18 protein-coding genes are annotated in these 21,449 nt (G+C 61.0%); 2 read left to right on the top strand and 16 right to left on the bottom strand.

What is annotated here, in order from left to right:
- Positions 1-4 precede the first annotated feature (4 nt).
- The 8 genes from pta to tauA form a co-directional block, all read right to left on the bottom strand.
- On the bottom strand, positions 5-1,015 hold the full coding sequence (gene pta, locus ASE60_RS05740; RefSeq protein ID WP_057248757.1) for a phosphate acetyltransferase: 1,011 nt from the start codon (positions 1,013-1,015) through the stop codon (positions 5-7).
- On the bottom strand, positions 1,015-2,052 hold the full coding sequence (locus ASE60_RS05745) for a YeiH family protein (RefSeq protein WP_057248758.1): 1,038 nt from the start codon (positions 2,050-2,052) through the stop codon (positions 1,015-1,017). Before ASE60_RS05745 ends, pta begins: the two co-directional genes overlap by 1 nt.
- Before the next feature lie 75 nt (positions 2,053-2,127).
- Positions 2,128-3,903 (bottom strand): sulfoacetaldehyde acetyltransferase, encoded by a 1,776-nt coding sequence (gene xsc, locus ASE60_RS05750; protein WP_057248759.1) that lies wholly within the window; start codon positions 3,901-3,903, stop codon positions 2,128-2,130.
- A 34-nt stretch (positions 3,904-3,937) separates the two neighbouring features.
- Positions 3,938-5,338 carry an FAD-binding oxidoreductase gene (locus ASE60_RS05755; RefSeq protein WP_057248760.1) on the bottom strand — a complete coding sequence of 467 codons (1,401 nt, stop codon included), beginning with the start codon at positions 5,336-5,338 and terminating at the stop codon, positions 3,938-3,940.
- A gap of 17 nt (positions 5,339-5,355) precedes the next feature.
- Positions 5,356-5,736 carry a nuclear transport factor 2 family protein gene (locus ASE60_RS05760; RefSeq protein WP_112995857.1) on the bottom strand — a complete coding sequence of 127 codons (381 nt, stop codon included), beginning with the start codon at positions 5,734-5,736 and terminating at the stop codon, positions 5,356-5,358.
- A gap of 219 nt (positions 5,737-5,955) precedes the next feature.
- Positions 5,956-6,783, bottom strand: coding sequence for an ABC transporter permease subunit (locus ASE60_RS05765; RefSeq protein ID WP_057248762.1), 828 nt, complete (start codon positions 6,781-6,783; stop codon positions 5,956-5,958).
- Complete coding sequence (locus ASE60_RS05770; RefSeq protein ID WP_034790429.1) at positions 6,776-7,588, bottom strand: taurine ABC transporter ATP-binding protein; 813 nt, start codon at positions 7,586-7,588, stop codon at positions 6,776-6,778. The genes ASE60_RS05765 and ASE60_RS05770 overlap by 8 nt, the downstream gene beginning before the upstream one ends.
- A gap of 86 nt (positions 7,589-7,674) precedes the next feature.
- Complete coding sequence (gene tauA, locus ASE60_RS05775) at positions 7,675-8,691, bottom strand: taurine ABC transporter substrate-binding protein (RefSeq protein ID WP_057248763.1); 1,017 nt, start codon at positions 8,689-8,691, stop codon at positions 7,675-7,677.
- Between the two features lie 137 nt (positions 8,692-8,828).
- On the opposite strand from tauA, the gene ASE60_RS05780 reads away from it, so the two are divergent.
- Entirely contained in the window at positions 8,829-10,334 is a 1,506-nt protein-coding gene (locus ASE60_RS05780) for a PLP-dependent aminotransferase family protein (protein WP_057248806.1), read from the top strand.
- A 737-nt stretch (positions 10,335-11,071) separates the two neighbouring features.
- Positions 11,072-12,631: an ABC transporter substrate-binding protein gene (locus ASE60_RS05785; protein WP_057248764.1), complete on the top strand. Its 1,560-nt coding sequence runs from the start codon at positions 11,072-11,074 to the stop codon at positions 12,629-12,631.
- 322 nt (positions 12,632-12,953) lie between these two features.
- Here the strand turns inward: ASE60_RS05785 and ASE60_RS05790 are convergent, their stop codons facing one another.
- The 8 genes from ASE60_RS05790 to ASE60_RS05825 form a co-directional block, all read right to left on the bottom strand.
- A complete protein-coding gene (locus ASE60_RS05790) occupies positions 12,954-13,625 on the bottom strand; it encodes a hypothetical protein (protein ID WP_057248765.1) in 672 nt (223 codons plus the stop codon).
- A gap of 16 nt (positions 13,626-13,641) precedes the next feature.
- Complete coding sequence (locus ASE60_RS05795) at positions 13,642-14,826, bottom strand: hypothetical protein (protein ID WP_057248766.1); 1,185 nt, start codon at positions 14,824-14,826, stop codon at positions 13,642-13,644.
- Between the two features lie 35 nt (positions 14,827-14,861).
- Positions 14,862-15,629 (bottom strand): TfuA-like protein, encoded by a 768-nt coding sequence (locus ASE60_RS05800; RefSeq protein WP_057248767.1) that lies wholly within the window; start codon positions 15,627-15,629, stop codon positions 14,862-14,864.
- A gap of 8 nt (positions 15,630-15,637) precedes the next feature.
- Positions 15,638-16,873 (bottom strand): YcaO-like family protein, encoded by a 1,236-nt coding sequence (locus ASE60_RS05805; protein WP_244495552.1) that lies wholly within the window; start codon positions 16,871-16,873, stop codon positions 15,638-15,640.
- On the bottom strand, positions 16,857-19,925 hold the full coding sequence (locus ASE60_RS05810) for an AAA family ATPase (RefSeq protein WP_057248769.1): 3,069 nt from the start codon (positions 19,923-19,925) through the stop codon (positions 16,857-16,859). Before ASE60_RS05810 ends, ASE60_RS05805 begins: the two co-directional genes overlap by 17 nt.
- Positions 19,926-20,254: 329 nt before the next feature.
- The gene (locus tag ASE60_RS05815) at positions 20,255-20,545 is read right to left on the bottom strand and encodes a type II toxin-antitoxin system RelE/ParE family toxin (protein WP_057248770.1); all 291 of its coding nucleotides are present in this window, start codon (positions 20,543-20,545) and stop codon (positions 20,255-20,257) included.
- The gene (locus ASE60_RS05820; protein ID WP_057248771.1) at positions 20,533-20,811 is read right to left on the bottom strand and encodes a CopG family ribbon-helix-helix protein; all 279 of its coding nucleotides are present in this window, start codon (positions 20,809-20,811) and stop codon (positions 20,533-20,535) included. Before ASE60_RS05820 ends, ASE60_RS05815 begins: the two co-directional genes overlap by 13 nt.
- Positions 20,812-21,015: 204 nt before the next feature.
- Positions 21,016-21,414, bottom strand: coding sequence for a DUF4440 domain-containing protein (locus tag ASE60_RS05825; RefSeq protein ID WP_057248772.1), 399 nt, complete (start codon positions 21,412-21,414; stop codon positions 21,016-21,018).
- Positions 21,415-21,449 lie beyond the last annotated feature (35 nt).

Genomic DNA, 21,449 nt, shown 5'->3' on the forward strand with positions numbered 1-21,449 from the left:
CCGCCTACCCACTCGATTTCCCGCCTGAGGCCTGAACGACGGTGACGGCGATCATGTGGAAGACATCCTCGACATTGCAGCCGCGCGAAAGATCGTTGGCCGGTTTTGCGAGCCCTTGCAGGATCGGGCCGATCGCCGTCGCACCGCCGATCCGCTGCGCGATCTTGTAGCCGATATTCGCCGCATCAAGGTTCGGGAAGACGAAGACATTGGCCTCGCCGTTGAGCGCCGAGTTGGGGGCCTTGGCGGCACTGACGGCCTCGACGAAGGCGCTGTCGAACTGCAGCTCGCCGTCGATGACCAGACCGGGTGCTGCGGCATGGGCGAGCCTGGTCGCCTCCACCACCTTGGAAACGCGCTCATGCGCAGCGCTGCCGGCGGTCGAGAAGGAAAGCATCGCCACCTTCGCGGGTTTGCCGGCAAGCTGCTCGAAGGAGCGCGCCGACGTCACCGCGATGTCGGCGAGACCTGCAGCATCGGGATCCACCACGAGGCCGCAATCGGCAAAGACGAAAGCGCCCTTCTTTGCGTGATGCGGCGCGCACAGCATCATCAGAAAGAAGCTCGACACCAGGCCAACGTCCGGCGCGCGACCGATGGTCTGGAGCGCGGCGCGCACCGTATCGGCGGTGGTCGCAACCGCCCCGCCAACCGTGCCGTCGGCGGCATCCTCGCGCACCATCATCGCGGCAAAGACGAGCGGCGAACGCACAGCCTCGGCTGCCGCCGCCGCGTCGACGCCCTTGTTGCGGCGCAATTCATGGTAGGCCGCAGCAAGGCGCGGGGTGAGCGGCGACAACGCCGGATCCTCGATGCGGATTTCGCCCGGGCGCGCGCCGGCGGCCGCCAACCGTTCCTCGACGATGTTCCGGCTGCCGACGAGGGTTGTCTCGGCAACGCCCTCGCGCACGGCGCGCAAGGCCCCCTCGACGATGCGTGGGTCTTCCCCTTCGGCAAGCACGATATGGCGCGGCGCGGCTTTCGCGGCTTCGAGAATGCGATCGAGTGGTTTCATCAGGCGTGTCCCAAATAGTGAATGCCGACGAGAATGAAGAGGGCGATGAAGACGGTTTCGGCGACGATAAGCGCGACCGCATCTCCGCCGACGTCGAGAACGCGCCTGAGCGAGGTGCGCATGCCGACGGCGACGATGCCGGCAATCAGCGCCCAACGGGAGGTTTCCATGCCGGCCTTGGCCACCAGTTCGGGCACGAGGCCGAAGGAGTTGAACGCCGCAAAGATTAGAAAGGCGACGACGAAACCCGGCAAAAGCGGCGGACGCTTGCCGGTCTCGCCCTCGGGCTGCGGCACCTTGCGCAGCGACAGCGAGAAGATAAGCACGACCGGCGCCAGCATGGTGACGCGGATCAGCTTGACGAGCGTCGCCGTCTCCCCCGCCTCCGGCGAGACCGAGAAGCCGGCGCCGACGACCTGCGCGACATCGTGGATGGTGCCGCCGAAGAAGATGCCAGTCGCGCGGGCATCGAGCCCCATGGTCTGGGCAATGATCGGATAGGCGATCATGGCAAGGGTGGAGAGCACCGTGACCGAGAGCACAGTGAAGATCAGGTTGCGCTCGGAAAACTCGTTCTTCGGCAAGACGGCGGCGATCGCCATCGCCGCCGACGCGCCACAGATGGCGACCGAACCGCTGGTGATGAGCGCCAGCCGCCAGCCGCGGCCGAGCAATTTCGCGGCGAGCAGGCCAAAGCCGATGGTGGCCGCGATCGCCGAGACGAGCAGCAGGATGGTGCCGGCGCCGAGTCCGATCAGGAGGTCGACGCTGATCCGCATGCCGAGCAGCGCCACACCGATGCGCAGCACCTTCTTGGCGCAGAAATCAATCCCGGCGACACAACGCCCCTCCTCGGACAGAAAGTGGAAGGCGATGCCGAGCAAAAGCGCCATCAGCATGGCCGGCGCGCCGTAGTGATCGGAGAGGAACTGGGCGGCGACGGCGACGGCCGCTGTGACGGCGAAGCCCGGCCAGTAGGTCGCAAAGCCGGAGGGCACGCTGCGGAAACGTTCGTGGACAGATGCGGTAAAGGTCATGATGTCATTCCGGTCGCTCGCGGGACGCTGCGCCCGCCCGGAAAAGCCGGGCGGGCATCGTGCAATCGGGTCGGCTCAGGCCCGCTTCTGCGGACGCATGTCGGCACGATCAATGCCGGCAACCGGCACCGGCTTCTTCATCGCGTCGCGCCGGAAAGGCTCGCCGAGCTCCTGGTTGAGGATGACTTCGACGAAGGTGGTGACACCCCTCTTCTGGTCGGCGATCGCGTTGGACAGCGCCTCGGTGAGTGCTGCCGTCGTATTGACGGTCACGCCCCTCAGCCCGCAGCCTTCGGCCACCTTGGCGTAAGAGAGGTTGGGGTTGAGCTCGGTGCCGACGAAATTGTTTGCGTACCAGAGCGTCGTGTTGCGCTTTTCAGCACCCCATTGGTAGTTGCGGAAGATCACCATGGTGATCGCCGGCCAGCCCTCACGGCCGATCGAGCCCATCTCGTTCATCGAGATGCCGAAGGCGCCGTCGCCGGCAAAGCCGACCACCGGCACATCCGGGCAACCGATCTTGGCGCCGACGATCGACGGGAAACCGTAGCCGCAGGGGCCGAACATGCCCGGTGCCAGATATTTCCGGCCAGCCTCGAAGGTTGGATAGGCGTTGCCGATCGCGCAATTGTTGCCGATGTCGGTGGAGATGATCGCCTCTTTCGGCAGAGCCGCCTGGATCGCCCGCCAGGCCTGGCGCGGCGACATGCGGTTCGGCTCGCGCGAGCGTGCGCTCTCGTTCCATTCCGTGCCCGGATCGTCGTCCTCATGATCCATCGAGGAGAGCTGCTGCTGCCAGGCCGAACGGGTCTGGTGGATCGCCGCCTTGCGCTCCTCACGGCCGGCATCGCCGGCCGAGGGCGAGAGCTGCTCGAGGATCTGGCGGGCGACCTGCTTGGCATCGCCACAGATGCCGACCGACACCTTCTTGGTCAGCCCGATCCGGTCGGCGTTGATATCGACCTGGATGATCGAAGCGTTCTTCGGCCAGTAGTCGATGCCATAACCCGGAAGCGTCGAGAAGGGATTGAGCCGGGTGCCGAGTGCCAGCACGACGTCGGCTTTGGAGATCAGCTCCATCGCTGCCTTCGAGCCGTTATAGCCGAGCGGGCCGACCGAGAGGCGATGGCTGCCGGGGAAGGCATCATTGTGCTGGTAGCCGCAGCAGACCGGCGCGTCGAGGCGTTCGGCAAGCTTCATGGAATCGGAAATGGCATTGCCGATGACGACGCCGGCACCATTGAGGATAACAGGGAATTTCGCCTCCGACAGCAGCTTTGCGGCTTCCGCAATCGCCTGCGGTCCGCCGGCCGGACGCTCGAAGCGGACGATCGCCGGCAGGTCGACGTCGATCACCTGGGTCCAGTAGTCGCGCGGGATGTTGATCTGCGCAGGCGCACAACCGCGCCAGGCCTTTTCGATGACGCGGTTCAGGACTTCAGGTATACGCGAGGGATCGCGTACCTCTTCCTGGTAGCACACCATTTCCTCGAACATCGCCATCTGGTCGACTTCCTGGAAGCCGCCCTGACCGATCGTCTTGTTGGCCGCCTGGGGCGTCACCATCAGGAGCGGCGTGTGGTTCCAGTAGGCCGTCTTGATCGCGGTGATGAACCCGGTGACGCCAGGGCCGTTCTGGCCGATCGCAACCGACATCGTGCCCGTCGCGCGGCTGAAGCCATCCGCCATCATGCCGGCATTGGTCTCATGGGCGCAGTCCCAGAACTTGATGCCGGCCTTCGGGAAAAGGTCCGACACCGGCATCATGGCCGAGCCGATGATGCCGAAGGCATGTTCGAGGCCATGCATCTGAAGAACTTTGACGAAGGCTTCCTCGGTGGTCATTTTCATGGGGTGGTTCCTTTCCTGGTATTATTTCAAAGAGTTAGAGGATCTCGTCACGGAGGTAGTACCAGCGGTACATTCCCCATTGGCCGAGCCGTCGGAACGGCGTCAGAAGCCCGTGGCCCGGCAGAGGCGAAGTGAAGATGGGGAGGTCGAGGCCGCCGCCTTTGCCGGCGACCATCTGGGCCATGCGACGGCCGGCCTGGGCGGAATACATCACGCCGTTGCCGCCATAGCCCATGGCGTAGAACAGCCTCTGCCCCGGATCCGGCTGGAAGATGCGCGGCATCATGTCGTGGCTGACATCCACCCAACCCCACCAGGAGTAGTCGATGTCGATGCCGCGGAGCGCCGGGAACTTGCGGTAGAGGCCGGCAAGCAGGATCTCGAGATGCTTCGGATTGCTCGCGTCGCGTCCGGTGATGGCGCTGCGGCTGCCGATCTGCACCCGGCCATCCGGCAGCATGCGATAGTAGTGACGCAGCGTCCGCGTATCGGTGAGCGGGATGCGCGCCTTGAAGTTCAGCGCCTTCTGCTCGCTTTCCGTCAGCGGTCGAGTGACGATCGAGTTCGACAGGATCGGCATCAGTCGGTGGCGGGTGAGCGCGTTCATGCCGGGTGACGTGTAACCGGCCGTCGCGATGCAGACGGCACGCGCCCGCACCGTTCCGCCAGGCGTCGTCAGGTAATGCATGCCGCCCTTGGCAGTGCAATCAAGCACCGGGCTCGACGTATGCACCTTTGCCCCCAGCTTGCGGGCAAGCCTGAGGTAGCCGAAGGCTAGCTTGGCGGCATGGATGCCCATGCCATCGGGCTCATACATCGCCCCGCGTGCTTCCTCGTCGCGAACGAAATCGCGGTGGATCTCGTCGCGCGAGACCATGCGGGCGCGATAGCCGAACGTATCGTTGAGAACACGGACCTCGCTTTGCAGCGCCGGCAGCATCTTGTCGCGGTGGGCGATATACAGATGGCCGCCATCCTGCGGATCGCAGTCGATTTCGGGCTCGCGGACGAGAGTGCGAAAGAGGTCGAATCCCTCGGAAATCTCCGCGTGCATCTTGCGGGCGACGTCGACGCCCCAGCGGGCAATCCACTGCGAGCGCTTAAGACGGCCAGCCGAAATCTGCGCCTGCCCGCCATTGCGGGTGCTGCAGCCCCAGGCAACGCCGTTTGCCTCCAGCACCGTCGCCTTGATGCCGTGCTCACGCGCCAGATGAATGGCGCAGGAGAGGCCCGTATAGCCCGAGCCGATGATGGCGACTTCGACGTCGATGTCGCTTGTGACTGGGCCGTCATCCTCCGGTTCAGGCCCGGCAGTGCCGATCCAATAGGTCGGCGCGTAGTCCTTGCCTCTGCCGGGGCTGCGGGCATGGTTGGGGTCATAGGCCGGATCGAACGGCTCTCTTGCAGGCTTCAAGGGAGTGGCGCGCAGTTGCATTGCTTTCGCTCCAGCCGTCAGTAGCGGGGTTGCAGGACCGGGCGGTTCTTGCGGAACGCCTGCTTGCGCACGATCTTGCCGTTGCGGAAGGTGAAGAGGTCGCAGCCCTCGGCCTCAGTGCGGCTGCCATCGGCGGCCGTGCCGGAGAAGGTCCATTCGGACACGCCGCGGTCGCCTTCGACGAAATGGCTGTGATTGCCCCATTCGGCATCCGGCATCGATGTCCAGACGCCGCTGAAGGCGTCAGCAATCGCCGCTCTACCCGTGAAGCGGGCGCCGTAGACCTCGGGTCCGCCGACCGCGTTAAAAACGCAGTCCTCGGCAAAGAAGCGCATGACCCCATCGATGTCGTGCCGGTTGAAGGCATCGAACAAGGTTTTGAGATCGGTTGCAGTCAGTGTCATCGTCCTGTCCTTTGGCTTAGTCGTCAGGCATGGCTTCGCCGGAGACGGGAGACGCCGTCTTCAAAGGCCGCCAGGCCGGGTACGAATGATTTGTCGAAGCTGTCGCCTAGAGCGCCGTGCGTTCAATTGAACGCGCAAAGGAACGCTCTAGCACTTTGATTCTAGGCAATCTTTCCGTCTCCAGTGATTCGACTTGAGAGCGGGATTCTCTGGTTAAAGGTGGCCCTTCCAGGGGATCAGCACCTTTTCTAGGTAGCGGATCAGAAGATCGAAGGCGAAGGCGAAGATGCCGATGATGAAGATGCCCATGATCACCGTGTCGCTTTCGAGGTTTTCAGCTGCATTCAGAACCATGAAGCCGAGCCCTCGGTTGGCAGCCACCATTTCCGCCGCCACCAGGGTCGTCCAGCCGACACCGATGCCGATGCGCATGCCGGTGAAGATCTCGGGCAAGGCGGCCTTCATGATGACCTGGCTGATGACCTGCCCGCGGGTGGCCCCCATCGCATAGGCCGCGTGGATCTGTTCGGTAGAGACCGAACGCACCCCTGCTCTGGCGGCAATCGCCATCGGCGCGAAGATTGCCAGATAGATGAGGAACACCTTCGGGAACTCACCGATGCCGAGCCAGATGATGACAAGCGGCAGGTAGGCAAGTGGCGGCAGCGGCCGATAGAATTCGATGATGGGGTCGAACAGACCGCGCACGAAGCGGTTGACGCCCATCAGGATGCCGATCGGAACCGCCGTCACCAGCGCCAGCAGAAAGGCACCGAAGACGCGACTGATGCTGGCGAGCGTGTGCTCGATCAGGGTCGAGTTCGAAACACCGTCCGTCAGCGCCAGCATGAACTTGTCCCAGACCGCCAGCGGCGACGGCAGGAACAGCGGCTTGACCCAACCGGATTCGGTTACGAAGAACCAGAGGGCGACGAGCACGAGTGTCGTTGAAAAACTGATGAGACCGCTGCTTCCGTCACCCGGAGCGCCGAAGATCTTGCCGGCCTTTACGGGCTTGGCGCGTGTCACTCTGTCAAGCATGGGCCACCTCCGGGTTGCCGGACGCACGTTCGTCGCCATAGATGATGCCGAGCACCTCCTCGCGCATGCGGATGAATTCCGGGCTGGATTTGATCGCCCGGGCATTGCCCTCGGCGAGGAAACGCTTGTTGAAGTTGAGTTCGTAGGTGTGGGTGATGCGGCCCGGGCGCGGCGACATGACGATCAGCCGCGAGCCGAGGAACAGCGCCTCCTCGACGCTATGGGTGATGAAGAAGAACATCTTGTTGGTGAGCTGCCAGACTTTCAGAAGCAACTCCTGGATCGTCTCGCGCGTCAGCGCGTCGAGTGCCGCCATCGGCTCGTCCATCAAGAGCATGGCGGGATCGCAGGTCAGCGCCCGTGCGATGCCGACGCGCTGCTGCATCCCACCCGACAGGTGGTAGATCATATGCCGGTGGAAGTCCTGCAGGCCCACCAAGGCTAGGTTCTTGGTGGCGAGATCCCGCCTGGTCGCCTTGTCGACGCCGCGCAGCTTGAGGCCGAATTCGGTGTTCTCGATGACGTTCAGCCACGGCAGCAATGCGTGCTTCTGGAAGACCACGCCGCGCTCGGCGCCCGGTCCGTTGACCTGGTGATTGCCAAGCGTGATGTCGCCCTCTGAGGGGGCCATGAAGCCCGCCATCAGGTTGAGCAAGGTGGTTTTCCCGCAGCCCGAAGCCCCGAGGGCGACGACGAAGTCGCCGCTGTTGATGGTAAGGTTGACACCTTTCAGGGCGATGATCGCCTGGTCCGAGTACAGGCCCGGATAGGTCAGACTGATGTTCCTGACGCTCAATGTTTCCATGAGAAATGCCTCCCTGCACCTCGGTCACGGTCTTGAAGATGGACGCGCCGGCCGCTCCTCAGGACCGGCGCAATCAGCAGATCAAATTATTGCGCGGCCACCTTGGCAAAGTCGGCGTTCACATAGGGCGCGTAATCGTCGAGCGAATTGCCCATCTGCTTTTGCTCGACGAGGAACTTGGCGCTTTCGGTGAGCGCGCGCGTGGCGCCACCGCCGAGCCAAACCTCGGAGGCCTGCTCATCCGCATTCGGGAAGGAAAGAAGACGCAAGGCTTCGACCGTGCTCGGGCCATCGCCGCCGATCAGCTTGACGATGCCCTGGACTTGCTCAGACTCCTCCGTCCACGCCGCCTTGTCGGCATTGTAGTCGGCATAAGCTTTCGCCAGAACCTTGGTGAAGGCCTCCATGAGCTTCGGATTTTCCGCGGCCCAGGCCTTATCAACCACCAGCCCGTCGAAGGTCGGCACGCTCGCAGCACCGATCACTTCGGAATCGGAGATCGTCTTGCCAGTCTTCTGAATTTCAGAAAGCGCCGGCGGCCAGACATAGGCGGCATCGATATCGCCGCGCTGCCAGGCGGCGACGATCTGCGGCGGCTTCAGATTGAGGATTTCCACTTCGCGCGGGTCGACGTTCCAGACCTTGTTCATGCCGACCAAAAGATGGAAATGCGAGGTCGAGACGAAGGGCACGGCGACCTTCTTGCCCTTGAGGTCCGCGGGCGTTTCGATGCCGGAACCGTCGCGGGCGACCAGCGCCTCCGATTGACCGATATTGTCGAGGATCCAGAAGAGTTGCAGTTCGACACCGCGCGTGGCGGCAGCCGCGGTGCCAGTCGAACCGAGAACGCCGATCGGCACGTCGCCCGAGGCGAGCGCCGTCGTGATGTCGCCGGCCGAGCTGAATTGGCGCCAGTCGATCGAGTAGCCGGCCTCTTTGGCGGCGGCGTCGAAGCGCCCGTCGGCGATCGCAGCCACAAACGGGCCGACGATCTGCTGATAGCCGACGACGAGCTTCGTCTCGGCATAAGCCACGCCGGATGCGGCCAGGCTCGCCACAATGCTGGCTGCTGCAGCCAGTCGTCTGAAATGTCCATGTAGCATGCTTCGTCCTCCTCTTTGTTTATTCACTGACCGGTTTTTCCGATCTTGCTCATGACGATACGGCCGAGATCCGGCTTGCGTTATATCCAGTATGGAAGTTGAATAGATCCAGATTAACGTCATTGGAGGCCGGCGTCGTGCGGACGAATGTTTCCGAAACCATCTTCTTCATCGATCGCGACAGCGGGATTGGCCTGCAGGCACAGCTGCGCGAAACGATCGTTTCGGCCGTGCTTGCCGGGCGGGTGCAGCCGCACGCGCACCTGCCTTCCACGCGCAAACTCGCGGACTATCTCCGGATCTCGCGCATCACGGTAACGCTCGCCTATCAGGAACTGATCAGCCAAGGCTATGTCGAGGCCGTCAACCGCAGTTCCTATCGTATCGCCGGCAATCCGCCAGGCATGGATGTGGAAGGGGAACGCCCATCGGGCGGCGCCGATCCGGTCGATTGGAGCCGCAAGATCAAGATGAGCTTCGATGTCGTGCGCCAAGTCCACAAACCGCTGGACTGGCGACGCTACCCTTTCCCCTTCCTCTACGGCCAGATGGACCCCACGCTGTTTGACCTTAACGCCTGGCGTGATTGCGCCCGCCGGGCGCTTGCGCGCGAGGACTTCGTGCTGATGGCGAGCGACTTTGCCGCTGCCGACGACGTGCGGCTCGTCAACTACATCTGCTCGCGCACGCTGCCGCGGCGCGGCATTCACGCCACTCCGGACGAAATCCTCGTTACCGTCGGCGCGCAGAATGCGCTCTGGATCGTCACCCGACTGATCCTGGGAAAGGGCTCAGCCGCCGTCTGCGAAAACCCCTGCCACCCGGATATCAGCGCCTCGCTCCTGCTCAGCGGTGCTGACGTCACGACCGTCGATGTCGATCGCGAGGGCCTGTCGCCGGATGCGCTACCGGAGAAAGTCGACGCCGTCTTCGTGACCCCGAGCCACCATTCGCCGACAGGCGCGACCATGCCGGTCGACCGGCGAACGCAACTGCTTGTAGCTGCGGAGGAGAAAGACTTCGTCATTGTCGAGGACGACTACGAGTTCGAGATCAGCTACCTCGCTCCGCCCTCGCCGGCGCTGAAAGCGCTCGATCCGACGGGCCGGGTGCTCTACATCGGCAGCTTCTCAAAATCCCTGTTTCCCGGGCTTCGGCTCGGCTATCTCGTGGCGCCTGCACCCTTCATTCGCGAGGCGCGCGCGCTTCGCTCGCTGATGCTGCGTCACCCGCCCGGCCACCTGCAGCGCACCGCTGCCTATTTCCTGGCGCTTGGGCATTATGACGCCGTACTGCACCGCATGCGGACCGAGTATCACAAGCGCCACGTGCTGATGGCCGAGGCGCTGCGTCGGGAGAATTTGACCGTCGCCGGGTCCTCGACCTTCGGCGGCACGTCCTTCTGGATGGAGGGGCCGGAAGGGCTCGACGCCGACCGTCTGGTCAGCGAGTTGCGCCAGGATGGCGTTCTGGTCGAATCCGGCTCGCCCTTCTTCCCTAGAAGCGACCGGCCCTGCCGCTTTTTCCGCATGGGATATTCGTCCATTCCAGGCACCAGTATTGCCGAGGGCGTCGCCCGCGTTCGCGCCCGCATCGACGCCCTTGCTTGCAGCAGCAACGACAAGACCTCCACTGCGAAGTAGAGGGGCTGGACCACTGTCGGCCATTTCCCGTCGAGCGGGCTGGTGCGCGCGACGACCTAACGCAGCTTTTTCCTTTGCTTCGAACGCTGCGGGCTCGCCGCAACCGCCATCTTGTTGTCGCTTTGGATTGTCGCTGCGATCGTATTCAATATTGTCGACAAAGTCGTTGACAAAAACTTTTGGCGTGCGATGGTGCCGATCAGCAGCAACGAGCTAGGGAGGAGCAGGTTGATGCAAGGGCTTCAGAAGACCGCCGCGATAGCGAGTTCATGCAACTTTTGGCGGCGCCGCACATACGAGCCCGCACCGCCCGGCCGGCTCGCCTGACATCCCCTCATTCGATCGCCATTCCAGCTTCTAACACTGAACCTTGGGTTTCTGTGCCGCATCTATAAAGCGGTGCGGAGATTACCCCTGTTCGAGGTGACGTTTGGCGCTGGCCATCGAATGACAGCCATATCGACGACAGGACTTGGCGCTTCAGCATCGCCGGGAGGCTTTCGCTTGAATGCCTCGCTGCCCAGGGACGCCAGTTAATCAAGATCCCCAGGGGGCCGTCGACGGCCTTTGCGGTGATCGACACAACCGAGCAGGCCATGCCCGCGCCAACAACGGACCACGCCACTAGCCGCCCCCTACCGGGCGGCGAGACGGACAGCCTGTGAGCCGTCCTTGCCTCTCAAGAAGAAGATTCCCGTTCAAGGGGACCGGTGACCTTAACAAAGGAGAACAGCAGAATGCTCAAGAAATTGATTCTCGCAGCCGTCATGTCGGCTGCGCTTTCCGCGCCGGGCCATGCGGAAACGCTCAAATGGGGCGCCTCGCGCGACATCTATTCGCTCGACCCCTATTCTTATGGCGACAGCTACACGCTGTCCTTCCTCAACCACGTCTATGAGGGGCTTGTCCGTTTTGACGCCGAATTGAAGATCGAGCCGGCGCTGGCAACGTCCTGGGAGGCGGTATCAGACACGGTCTGGCGGTTTCATCTGCGCGAGGGCGTCAAGTTCCACGATGGCGCCGATTTCACCGCGGACGACGTGATCGCCTCTCTCACTCGGGTCAGCGATCCGGTGTCTCCACTCCGCGGCAACCTTCCCGCCTACAAGTCGGCGAAGAAGGTGGACGACCACACTGTCGATATCGAACTGGTCGGACCCTATCCGCTGCTGCTGAACGACTTGACGAACATCCACATTTTCGACGCTACCTGGCTCACCGACAACAACTCGCTGAAGCCGACCGACGTCGGCAAGAAGATCGAAGGCTACGCCACCTACCACACCAACGGCACGGGTCCGTTCAAGCTCGAGAGCCGCGCGCCCGACAGCAAGACCGTTCTCGTCAAGAATGACAAGTGGTGGGACAAGTCGCAATCCAACATAGATCGTATCGAGTTTACACCGATCGTCTCGGCCGCGACGCGCGTCGCCGCACTGCTGTCGGGTGAGATCAACTTCACCGAGAATGCGCCTGCGCAGGATCTACCGCGCCTTCTCGCGCAGCCGGATCTGAAGGTCATGGAGCGCACCGACCTGCGCACCATCATGATGGGCTTCAACCGCAAGCCGAAACTGGCCGACGGCGTCGACAACAAGTTCAACGACCTGCGTGTTCGCCAGGCCGTCGCTCACGCGCTCGACAAGGAGCTCATCCAGAAACGGGTCATGCGCGGCAAGTCGAGGACGGCGGGCGCGATCATTGCGCCGGAGATTCCCGGATATAGCGAAGCACTGGACAAGGTGGTGCCGTTCAATCCCGACCTGTCGAAGAAGCTGCTGGCAGAAGCCGGCGCAACCGACCTCCCCTTCACACTCGTCTGCACGAACGAGGCCTATGTCAACGAGGAGGAGCTTTGCCAGAGCATCGTCAACATGCTGAGCCGCGCCGGCTTCAAGCCGCAACTCGACATCGGCCCGACGGCCGCACAGGCGCCCAAGCGCACGGGTGGTCTCTCCGACGTCTACATCATCGGCTGGGCGAACGAGCCGATGCTCGACAGCTACTCGATCCTGCTCCAGATGATCGAGACGAAGAGCGACAAGGCGGGCGTGTTCAACTGGGGTGGCTGGAGCTATCCGGAGATTGACAAGCTCGTCATCCAGGCATCGACCGAAATGGATCGGACGAAACGGCTCGAGCTGCAGACCAAGGCACTCCAGATGGTCAAGGACGAAATGATCATGTTGCCGTTGCACCAGCAGCCCATGGCCTGGGTGATGAGCAACAGGATCGACCGGGTCGCTCAACTGGCGGACAACAAGCCACGCCACTGGCTGACTCACTTCGCGGAGTAACCCTCGCGCGGAGCTGGAACGGCAAGGCGTTCGGGCTCCCGCTCAACATGCGAGGCGGACCGATAAATCCCCGCCCCTCACCTGCCCGGCCGCGCCTGCGACCGGGCAATGTCGATAATGTCGTCTCTCGCTGCGGTCCGAAGCTTTCGAACAGTTGGAGGCGAGTGTTGTTTTGCCGGCCGGTCTGAACTCGCCGAAGAATGGTAGCGTGGTTCATTGCAAAGTCTGTGCGGTCCGGCGAAAATCGCGCAGTTGCCAACCTGAAAGGTTGGCAACTCACTGGTGCAGGCCGTGAGCTCCCGAGGATAAAAGGGCGCGCCCGTCAGTCGCGTTGCCGCTGTGGGGCCAACGCCATCGTCTGCGCATAGGCGAGCGGCGACCGGTTGCCTGGCAGGTTTTCGTCCAGCACCAACGTCTTGAGGTTGTCGGCGCGGATGTCGAGAGATATGGCCCGCTCGAGTTTGTCGATCGACCAAACAGCGTAGCCGAATTTCGCGTCAAATCCACAATCGCAGCCGCAATCGCCGTCGGCGATTGCCGTCGGCCTTTCAGATAGACACATGATCTGCGGTTTTGGCAGCTTGTAGCAGTGCCCCTCATAGGCATAACCATAAATCACGCCAATGCTCTTTAGATACTCTACTTCACCCCCAAAACTAACGGGAAGGAAGCTATAGTATTTTCCATCAAATAATGCGATCGTTACTCCATCGCCAACAATTCCAGAGCTTTTCTTTATGTAATCCAAAATCTCCTCTATCATCCTGTTTATATCATCAATTATCCCCGTTTCTCCAATGGCTCTTAGCTTCTTCTCAATCCCATCGAGAGCTTCTCTAATATTTTTATCTTTATTCTTCCTTTCATAAAACCCTGTCGGCCGTCCATATAATCTAATATCTCCTGGTCGATACGACTTATATTCAATTACATCTTCTAGATCCTTTGGATCTAGTGGATATCCAACAACAGGATTCGCGCAACAACCACTCATTTTTTCCTCCCTTGACTTACCTTGAAGCGATGATTTCGCGCCAAGCGAAATTCTCTTCGAGCAATTCGGCGGCCGGCCCGTCCGCCGAGGCGACGATGGCCTCTGCCGCCTGCTCAAGGCGCAGTGTGTTCAGATCGAGTGTGCTCAATGACGTCGCGAGTGCCGCACCCACCGCGTCTCGCGCGGCGGTCAATGCCAGCTTGAAATATAATGGCTTGGTGCCGAAGGCCTCCGCCGTCGCCTGCCGAAAAGTATCAAATTCGTCCCGCGCCAGTTCCCGGATATCGACATCCAGAAGCCGCCTGTCGGCGCAACCGTTCGCGACCAGATCGCGATGATAAAGTGCAACGATGCTGTCAAAGATGGCGCCAACGAACGGCAGCGCGCGGTCGTGCACCTCGCGGGTAGTTGCGGACATTCGCCGGAAATTGGTGGCCAAGCGAATCTGCGTTTCGGGGCTCGTCTCCGCAAAGCGGTTCAGTTCGTTGTAGAGCAGCAGATTGCCTCTCGTTCGCCGCAAAAGCCGGTCAATCGCGGAATCAAAGTGCAAGAACGAGATCAGTGAAACACAGTCCGAAAAGGCTTCGGAGAACGAAAAGAAGTCGCCATCAGGCGATGTCACAGTCGGTACACCCGTCTCCGAGAGCATGATCAGATGCCCGACCTCGTGCGCGATCGTGTCGAAATTCAACGCGTAAGGTCTCAGGATGCCGTCGACGTCGGACCAACCCAGTTCCAGAAAACCGTAGCCCGCTTGAGCATTGTCCCAATCGACAAATGGAACGATTTCTAGCCTTGGAAAGGTCTGATCGAAGAACCAGTGGACCCGCCGCCCCAAATAGCTCTGCCAAATGTCGAGAACGAAACGCACGCAGGCGTAGGCGTGAACAGCAAGAAATGGCCGGGAGGTCGGATCGATGTTGTCGAAGTGACGATCCGGACCCGGCCTCACCGGCGCGCGCTTCGCCCCGCCGAATGGCGGCAAGCTCGCGAGGCCATAGGGCTGCTTGTCATAGAGCGGATCCGCGACATACATGGAGAGGTCACTGGGGCCCTCGCCTAATTCGTCGCGTGGTATCGATAGCCACACACGATCGGGCTGTTCGTATCCGGGAATGAAGGGGGGCTGCGGATAAATCCAAAACCGCGTGCCGACACGCGCATTTCCAGAGTCGAGGGCATCGTCCCGAAGCAGACGCATCGCACAATTGCCCCCCTCGATTGAAAAATCTGGGATTAAGGATTCAATTTATAAGTGTTTGCTAATGTTGAGTCAATGCCGCCCGCCTCAAGATCCCGGACAAAGGTGTTCGTTGCAACCCACGCACAGCTCACAGGCCCCGTATTTTCCTGCATCACGAGGGACCGCGCGTTTCGCAGCGCAAGCAGAGCGTCCCGTTTTTTTTGCCACACCATCTCCTTCTGCAATTGCTTGAGCCCCTCCTCCTGCCATCCTGCATCCCGTAAAATCGCTTCGAACCGGCGCTCTCGAAAGTTCATGTTTCGCGCAGTTGTTGTGAGCAAGTCGCGATCGGCTGCCGTTATGAAATCCCGGCGTGTCAGGCTGGCGAACGTCCGCTGGAGATCGACCAAGGCGTCTGTCAAAGGAAGAAAGCCAAGCTCCGGCGGCCCCGAAAGAACGGCGACCGCATCATCGGGAGCAAGCCGCCAGCGCCGATACCACCTGTAGATCAGGCCGACACCGATCATGCCGAACTCACTGAGTTCCGCCGCCCTGAGCGCGCCCATGCTTGCCGCGCCGATCACGACGATCCCCTGTGCCATTGCCCAGAGGATTTCCTTGTGTCGGACAGCCGGCCTGTCCTCGAATTGCCCGTCGATCAGGACCATCGCCCGCGGGCGGAATGCGTGGGCGGCAAGCAGAATGTCGCCTTGCGCGGCGGGCTGCAGGTAGGTGGCGTCGAGAACCGGCTCCGCCTCGGTCAACCGAAGCGTCGGACCAAGAAACACCAGGATCGGACCTTTCTCGCTCGCATTGACCATGTGAACACTCACCGCAGGATGGAAAAGGGAATGGCTCCGGGAAGGATGGTTCTCACGCACTGAACGCCTGTTTCGACGTCCGTTCCCACCGGCACGGCCAATATGGGCCCCATGCCGGCGGATAGGACCCTGTCGATCAGCGCGCCGAGATCCGAAACGGCGCGTGCTTCGATTGCCTGACGCGGCAACCCGGACGTACCCATAAGAATAAGCTGGCGGGCCTTGGCGACGACCGAGTCGGTGCTACGTCTGTAATGCTCCCGGGTTTGATCGTCGCGCGCCCCCGATATCGCCCCGGCCCGCGCTGACAGCGCTTCGAGCATCGCGCTCTCCGCTGCCGCGGCGATGCTCGGTCCTGCCGCGTAGCCCTCGGTCGGAAGAGCAAGGATCGGTTCGCCGGGGCCTGTCTCGATCGTCTGGCACCAGACCACTGGGACATCTGCCGGCGAAGGAGCTAGCCAAAGGCCGAAGGAAATATGGTGCTCGCCCACAACGGACAGTATGTGATCAACTCCGTCACCCAGCCCGAACGGGGAAATGCGCATTCGATCGAAGAAGCCGTGGGTGGCGAAGGCGCGCGCGAGGGCGTCGCGCTCGATACATTCGAACAATCCATGCGCAAATGCACCGAAGACGGTCATATGACAGGCGAGACCCGTGGTCGTGCGCATGAACAGGCCATCATGAGCGGGCGGCGGGTCCGTGTAGCAGGTGTGAACAAGTTCCAGGGGGACCGATTGTGGGAAACCAGCCGTGATGTCGACGCCGGTGATCCAGGGTATCGCCCGTACCCGCCAGTTCCCCTGGCGATCAGGTGCCAGAAGGTTTTCAAACAGGCCGTCGGCGATCTTGAGTTCATCCGCCGTGGTGGAAAATACCCGCCCCGAGGGAATGGCTTCGGCGTAAAACCGCTCAAGCGATTCCATGATCGCCCCCACCGCCGCTCCCGCCATGGAAAGGCCGCGCCCGAGCGACGTGACTTCAGAAAGAGCGGCGGGTCGAACGGCTTGAGCCACCGGCAGGCCGATCCGGTCAAGTCCGGTCAGATCACCAAGCCGGGTTATGCCCGCACGACGACAGAGCCGTAAAATCGCGCGCAAGCATTGCTCGGCTTCTAGGTCCGCGGGAGGAGAGAGCGGGTTGCTTAAGCCGGCAAGTATGGCGTCGCGAAAACGCGCAAGCATCCCCTCAAGGTTTGACGGATCGTCGGTTTTCTGCCTCGTTCGTTCAATGTTGACCGGCAACGCCAAGCTCCTGCATTGAATGTCTCGCCCGTCGCAGAAGTGCCTTTGCTCCTTGACGTTCGGCGATATCTACGGCTGAGCGCAGGTCGAGGATGATGGGATCCTTGGTAGTGTTGCCCCGCGCCTGAAGAACGGCGCGGCGACGGTAGAGCTCCGCGAGCCAATAGGCATGACCGGTTTCCTTCGCCTTTTCGATCGCGTCATTCGTGACCTCGAGCGCTGACTCATAGTTGCCAGCTTGCCCGAGCAGCGTGGAGTGCATGTAGAGATAAATCGGGAGATCTGCGACGACACCGAGGCTTCTCAAGAGCGACAGCCCTTCGCGAAACATCGCATGTCCGCTCGTGAGGCTTTCCCCATGCGCTAGAGCCCATCCAGCAAACAGCAGCGACAGGCCGGACAGCGACTGCATTTCATGCGATCTCGCGAAGTCTGCCATTCTCTTGGAAATTTCGGTGAGACGCCCATAGTCGTCCCGATAGAACGCAGACACCGCTTCCGTATCAAGCGAATGCGCCTTGCTGGGCGCGTGTGATATCCGGTCAACGAACGCGACCATCTTCGAAAGAGCCGAATCCGATGCTTTCGATTGTCCTGTCAGCCACAGCGAAAGGGCCAGTTGCCCTAGACCGCACACCTTGGCGTCATGGCCGCCAAATAACGTTCGGTTGGTTTTCGCCGATTGCTCGTCATAAAGCGCCAGTCCGGCCTTAATCGCATCCTGGGCCTCTCGATGGTGGCCAAGGTTAAAAGCAATGGCCCAGATGCAATGGTTAACTTGGAGCTTGATCTCCGGATCTTCCGTCCCAGCCTGCATGGCCCGCACTTGCAGAGCGCGTTCGCGCATAACGCGAAAGTCTGTTCCCGTGAGCCACCACCCCCAATAGATCGGAAACCATCTGGATTGCTCTTCCATCGGTTGCCGGCGGGCGATGGCTACGCCATCCTCATATAACTTGCGAGCCGGAGGTGAGTTCAGTCCGACAAGACCGGTCAAAACTGGGCCGAGCGAAATCAGCGCGGATAGCTGCAGTGTTTCGATCGCATGTCCCGCGCCGAACCGGTCGCAAATCTCCACGGCGTGCTCCAGGTAGTTGCGCGCCTCTACCATCGCCGATCGGCTCGAGCTTTCCTTCCCTGCCGCAGTGTACAATTCGATTGCGTTTTCGATGAAGCCCGCTCGTTCCGCATGTTCGGCGAGCGTTCCGGTGTCCATCCAAGCGGCCATTTGGCGGTTTTGACTGACAGCAATGAACAGCCGCCGATGCAATGCCTGCCGCTGCCTGCGCAAGAGCCCATTGTAGATCGTTTCCTGAATCAAAACGTGCCGGAAGCCGTAGGCGATATGCCCTCGCGTCCTGATCCGCATCAGGAACCCTGAATCACTCAGGGTATCGGCGGCCTTGACCAAAGACTTTTTGCCCAGCCCTGGCAGCAGTTCGCGAAGCAACGATAGCGTGAACCGGCTGCCCGCAACTGCTCCCGCTCGCGCCACGTCTCTGGCCGTGCCCAGGTGGTTGAGGCGTGCGTCCAGTATTTCCTCGAATGCCGACACATGGCTGGGTTTGACGTTTTCCGACAGGCTCATAGTGTCTGCAGCAACGTTCTCCGAGACCCATTGGCAGATCTGCTCGATGAAGAGTGGGACGCCGCCGGATATCCTCTCGATAACGTCATAGAGCTCAGGAAGCATGCCCTGCCTCTGCTCCGGCCATCTTGCCTCTATCGCCCGTCGTGTTTCGTCACGATCAAGCGGGAGCAGCGTCAGCCGCGTGGGGTTGGCCGCGTCCAGCCAATCCGACGCAAACCCGAGACGTGAGGTCGCGACGAGGAAAATCGGAAGTTGGTGTGCAACCCGAGCGGCCTCCGCCAGCAAATCCCGGGAGGTTGGATCGATCCAGTGGATGTCTTCGACAGCCAGGACGATCGGGCCGTTCGCGCACAACGCCGCGAGTGCGCGAAACACGGCGCGATGAGCCTTTTCCCGGATGGCTTTTGGGTCGTTGTCGGCGAGCCGTTGATTTCGTCCCAGCGCACCCAGCAAATACGCGAATGTTTCAATCGTTTCTGCGTCGCGAATGCCGTTTCGTTCAAAGGGGTTTGCTACAGCGGAGGCGGACAGGCCCAGTTGATCGTCTTGTCCCGACGTTGCGCCCATAAGACTGTTCAACAGGGGATGCAGCGTCGAGCGATGCCCGCCTGGCAGGCACTGAAAGAAGTACAGCCCTGATCGCCGGTCGCGCGTCATCTTGCGGACTTCCCGCAGAAGCCGCGATTTTCCGATGCCTGCATCTCCTTCGAGCAGGAGGATTTCGCCACCTTGCGCGGTGACCTTTTCCCAACAGGCGGCGATCGTGTTCAACTCGCTTTCGCGGCCAATGAAGGGGCCGCCAAGGCTCCCGAAAGCGTAGAACCTGTCGACATCAATCTTGTGACCGAGTGCGCGCCATACCTTCTCGGGCACAGTGAAGCCCTTGAGCGTCCTGGCGCCTTCGAACACGAAAGCATGCGACCTACCGGCCAGGTCGCGCGTGTCCTCCGAAACGAAAACGCTGTCTGGGTCGGCAATCTCTTCCAGACGGGTGGCTATGGCCAGTGCAGCACCCGTAACCGGTTCCCCCTTCTCCTCCTGCGTCTCTTGAATGAGCGCAACGGATGTCGCGATCCCGACTCGAACGTGCAAGTCGTCGCGCCCGGCTTCTCGGGCAACGCCCGCGCAGCCCTCGACGATCGCGAGACCCGCGCGAATGGCGAGCGAAGCCGCATCCTTCGCACCCAACTCGATCGGAAAGAGCGCCACGCCGCCATCTCCAGCCTCAAGCTGCATGACGCCGGAATGAGAGATTATCGCGTGTTTCGCTGCATTCTGAAACGCAACGATCAGTTCCTGATAGTCTTCTATGTCGAGCAGGTGGAGAAGTCTCGTCGACCCGACGAGATCATAGCAGATGGCGGTGACGATCCGCCGCTCACCTCCATATTCGGAGAGGCGTCCCTTGCGTCCCGAAGGTTTCGTCGGTTGTCGTGGGTTGTTGACCCGACTTTCGAGCATCCGCCACCCCCACCGCTCGCATGTATGATGGATTAGGAATATATAGCATAAGCGAGCGGCGTTCGCGTAGGAGCAGCAATTCTATCGGGCCGCCGCATGCCCCCAAAGCTGTATTCGTCGAGCGCCTTGCCTGGCTTAACGCTTGAGGTTCCAGCCATCGCTGACCTTTGGTTTGCGGAAGGATGCAGTATAGCCCGTGTGCATCCGCTGGTGATCGGCCCATTCAATAAGTGAAACTTCCGCCTAAACCGGCGAAGCCCGTTTCAGTCCAGCATTGAGGACAGTCACATACGACGAGCAATCGCTCAAAGACGACACCGCCGGCACTCTCAGAAGCCAGCTTCTTTCTGATGGCGCACGGCGAGGATTGTCAAAATGTCCCCATCAATACGGTAGCGCGTGATGTATCCGCTATCTCCAAAATCAATGAGCCACTCTCGATATTGGTCAGGCAGATCATCAATGAGGCGCCGCATTTTAGGATGTGCGCCAAGGGCTTGCACACCCTTCAGAATGGCTTCACCTGCTCGCTTGGCTGCCAATGGGCTTTTGGCCTGCAAGAATTTGCGAAGGCGTTCAAGATCACGAACAGCTGCTGGCGAGAAGACTATTTGTGGCATTCAGGTGCGGCGCTCTCGTCGTCCGTTCCCCACGTGGATAGCCATTTTTCGACCTCGTCCTCAGTGGCATGTAGGCCGGTCGCTTGATACTCCTCCCACGCTCTGAGCGTGGCGTGTCGCAATGCCTCTCGCTTCTCTTCTCGCTCCACGTATTGTGCAATCGCTTCACGCATGATCCAGTGAGAAGACCGGCGGCGGATTTCGGCCAAGTGTTGAACGCGGCCCTTGAGCTCATCATCGAGCTTGAGCGAGGTCGGGGATGCCATGGCAACCCTCCTTAGTTAAAGGTAATACCAGGCGCTAAATATAAGCGCTGTCGTTTCACTTGTCTATGATCCAGCTGAGACTTGCACGCCCCGCGACTAACAATTCCCTTGCTCTTGACCAGGTTTGAACCGCGTACTTATGCGATCGTTGAAGCACACTTCCTGTACAGCGAGGATAGTGCGCACAGGGCATCGTAGACGTGCCTAAGCCGCAATCGGCGTTTCATGCAGATGCCGCCACCGGAGCGAGCCATCCGCTGAAGCTTCCAAAACGACGGTCGAGCGTCTTGCTGTTTCAACCCCGCCCGCATCCGCGTGCGTCTCGCGATAAGTGACGCAGGCTCCGCCCGACCATTCCTGACTGATCTGCATCTCGTCGACCGTGATCCGCAGCTCCGGGCGCTTCCCGTGCAGACGTGCGAACAATTCACCCACGCCCTCTTTTCCGAGAGCCGTCCCTTGCACGGAAATCATGCGAAACTCAGGCGAGAAGCGTTCGAGCAGTTGCACCAGATCGTTGGGGTGGGCTGTCCCGGTGAACCAGCGCTCGATCTCAATGTGGAGATCGACAATTTCACGGAAGAATTTTTCAATGTCGGTCATGTTCGGCTCCTTGTCGGACAGCTTGAAAGAATGGG

Origin of the sequence: Ensifer sp. Root278 (assembly GCF_001429285.1) — a bacterium.
In the GTDB taxonomy this organism is placed as follows: domain Bacteria; phylum Pseudomonadota; class Alphaproteobacteria; order Rhizobiales; family Rhizobiaceae; genus Ensifer.

Coding starts and splice junctions, on each gene's coding strand:
- ASE60_RS05800 (WP_057248767.1), bottom strand. CDS start 15,629: ATGGTCAATGCGAGCGAGAAAGGTCCGATCCTGGTGTTTCTTGGTCCG.
- ASE60_RS05820 (WP_057248771.1), bottom strand. CDS start 20,811: ATGGCATCCCCGACCTCGCTCAAGCTCGATGATGAGCTCAAGGGCCGC.
- tauA (WP_057248763.1), bottom strand. CDS start 8,691: ATGCTACATGGACATTTCAGACGACTGGCTGCAGCAGCCAGCATTGTG.
- pta (WP_057248757.1), bottom strand. CDS start 1,015: ATGAAACCACTCGATCGCATTCTCGAAGCCGCGAAAGCCGCGCCGCGC.
- ASE60_RS05765 (WP_057248762.1), bottom strand. CDS start 6,783: ATGCTTGACAGAGTGACACGCGCCAAGCCCGTAAAGGCCGGCAAGATC.
- ASE60_RS05810 (WP_057248769.1), bottom strand. CDS start 19,925: ATGCTCGAAAGTCGGGTCAACAACCCACGACAACCGACGAAACCTTCG.
- ASE60_RS05770 (WP_034790429.1), bottom strand. CDS start 7,588: ATGGAAACATTGAGCGTCAGGAACATCAGTCTGACCTATCCGGGCCTG.
- ASE60_RS05785 (WP_057248764.1), top strand. CDS start 11,072: ATGCTCAAGAAATTGATTCTCGCAGCCGTCATGTCGGCTGCGCTTTCC.
- ASE60_RS05790 (WP_057248765.1), bottom strand. CDS start 13,625: ATGAGTGGTTGTTGCGCGAATCCTGTTGTTGGATATCCACTAGATCCA.
- ASE60_RS05815 (WP_057248770.1), bottom strand. CDS start 20,545: ATGCCACAAATAGTCTTCTCGCCAGCAGCTGTTCGTGATCTTGAACGC.
- ASE60_RS05825 (WP_057248772.1), bottom strand. CDS start 21,414: ATGACCGACATTGAAAAATTCTTCCGTGAAATTGTCGATCTCCACATT.
- ASE60_RS05755 (WP_057248760.1), bottom strand. CDS start 5,338: ATGCAACTGCGCGCCACTCCCTTGAAGCCTGCAAGAGAGCCGTTCGAT.
- xsc (WP_057248759.1), bottom strand. CDS start 3,903: ATGAAAATGACCACCGAGGAAGCCTTCGTCAAAGTTCTTCAGATGCAT.
- ASE60_RS05795 (WP_057248766.1), bottom strand. CDS start 14,826: ATGCGTCTGCTTCGGGACGATGCCCTCGACTCTGGAAATGCGCGTGTC.
- ASE60_RS05745 (WP_057248758.1), bottom strand. CDS start 2,052: ATGACCTTTACCGCATCTGTCCACGAACGTTTCCGCAGCGTGCCCTCC.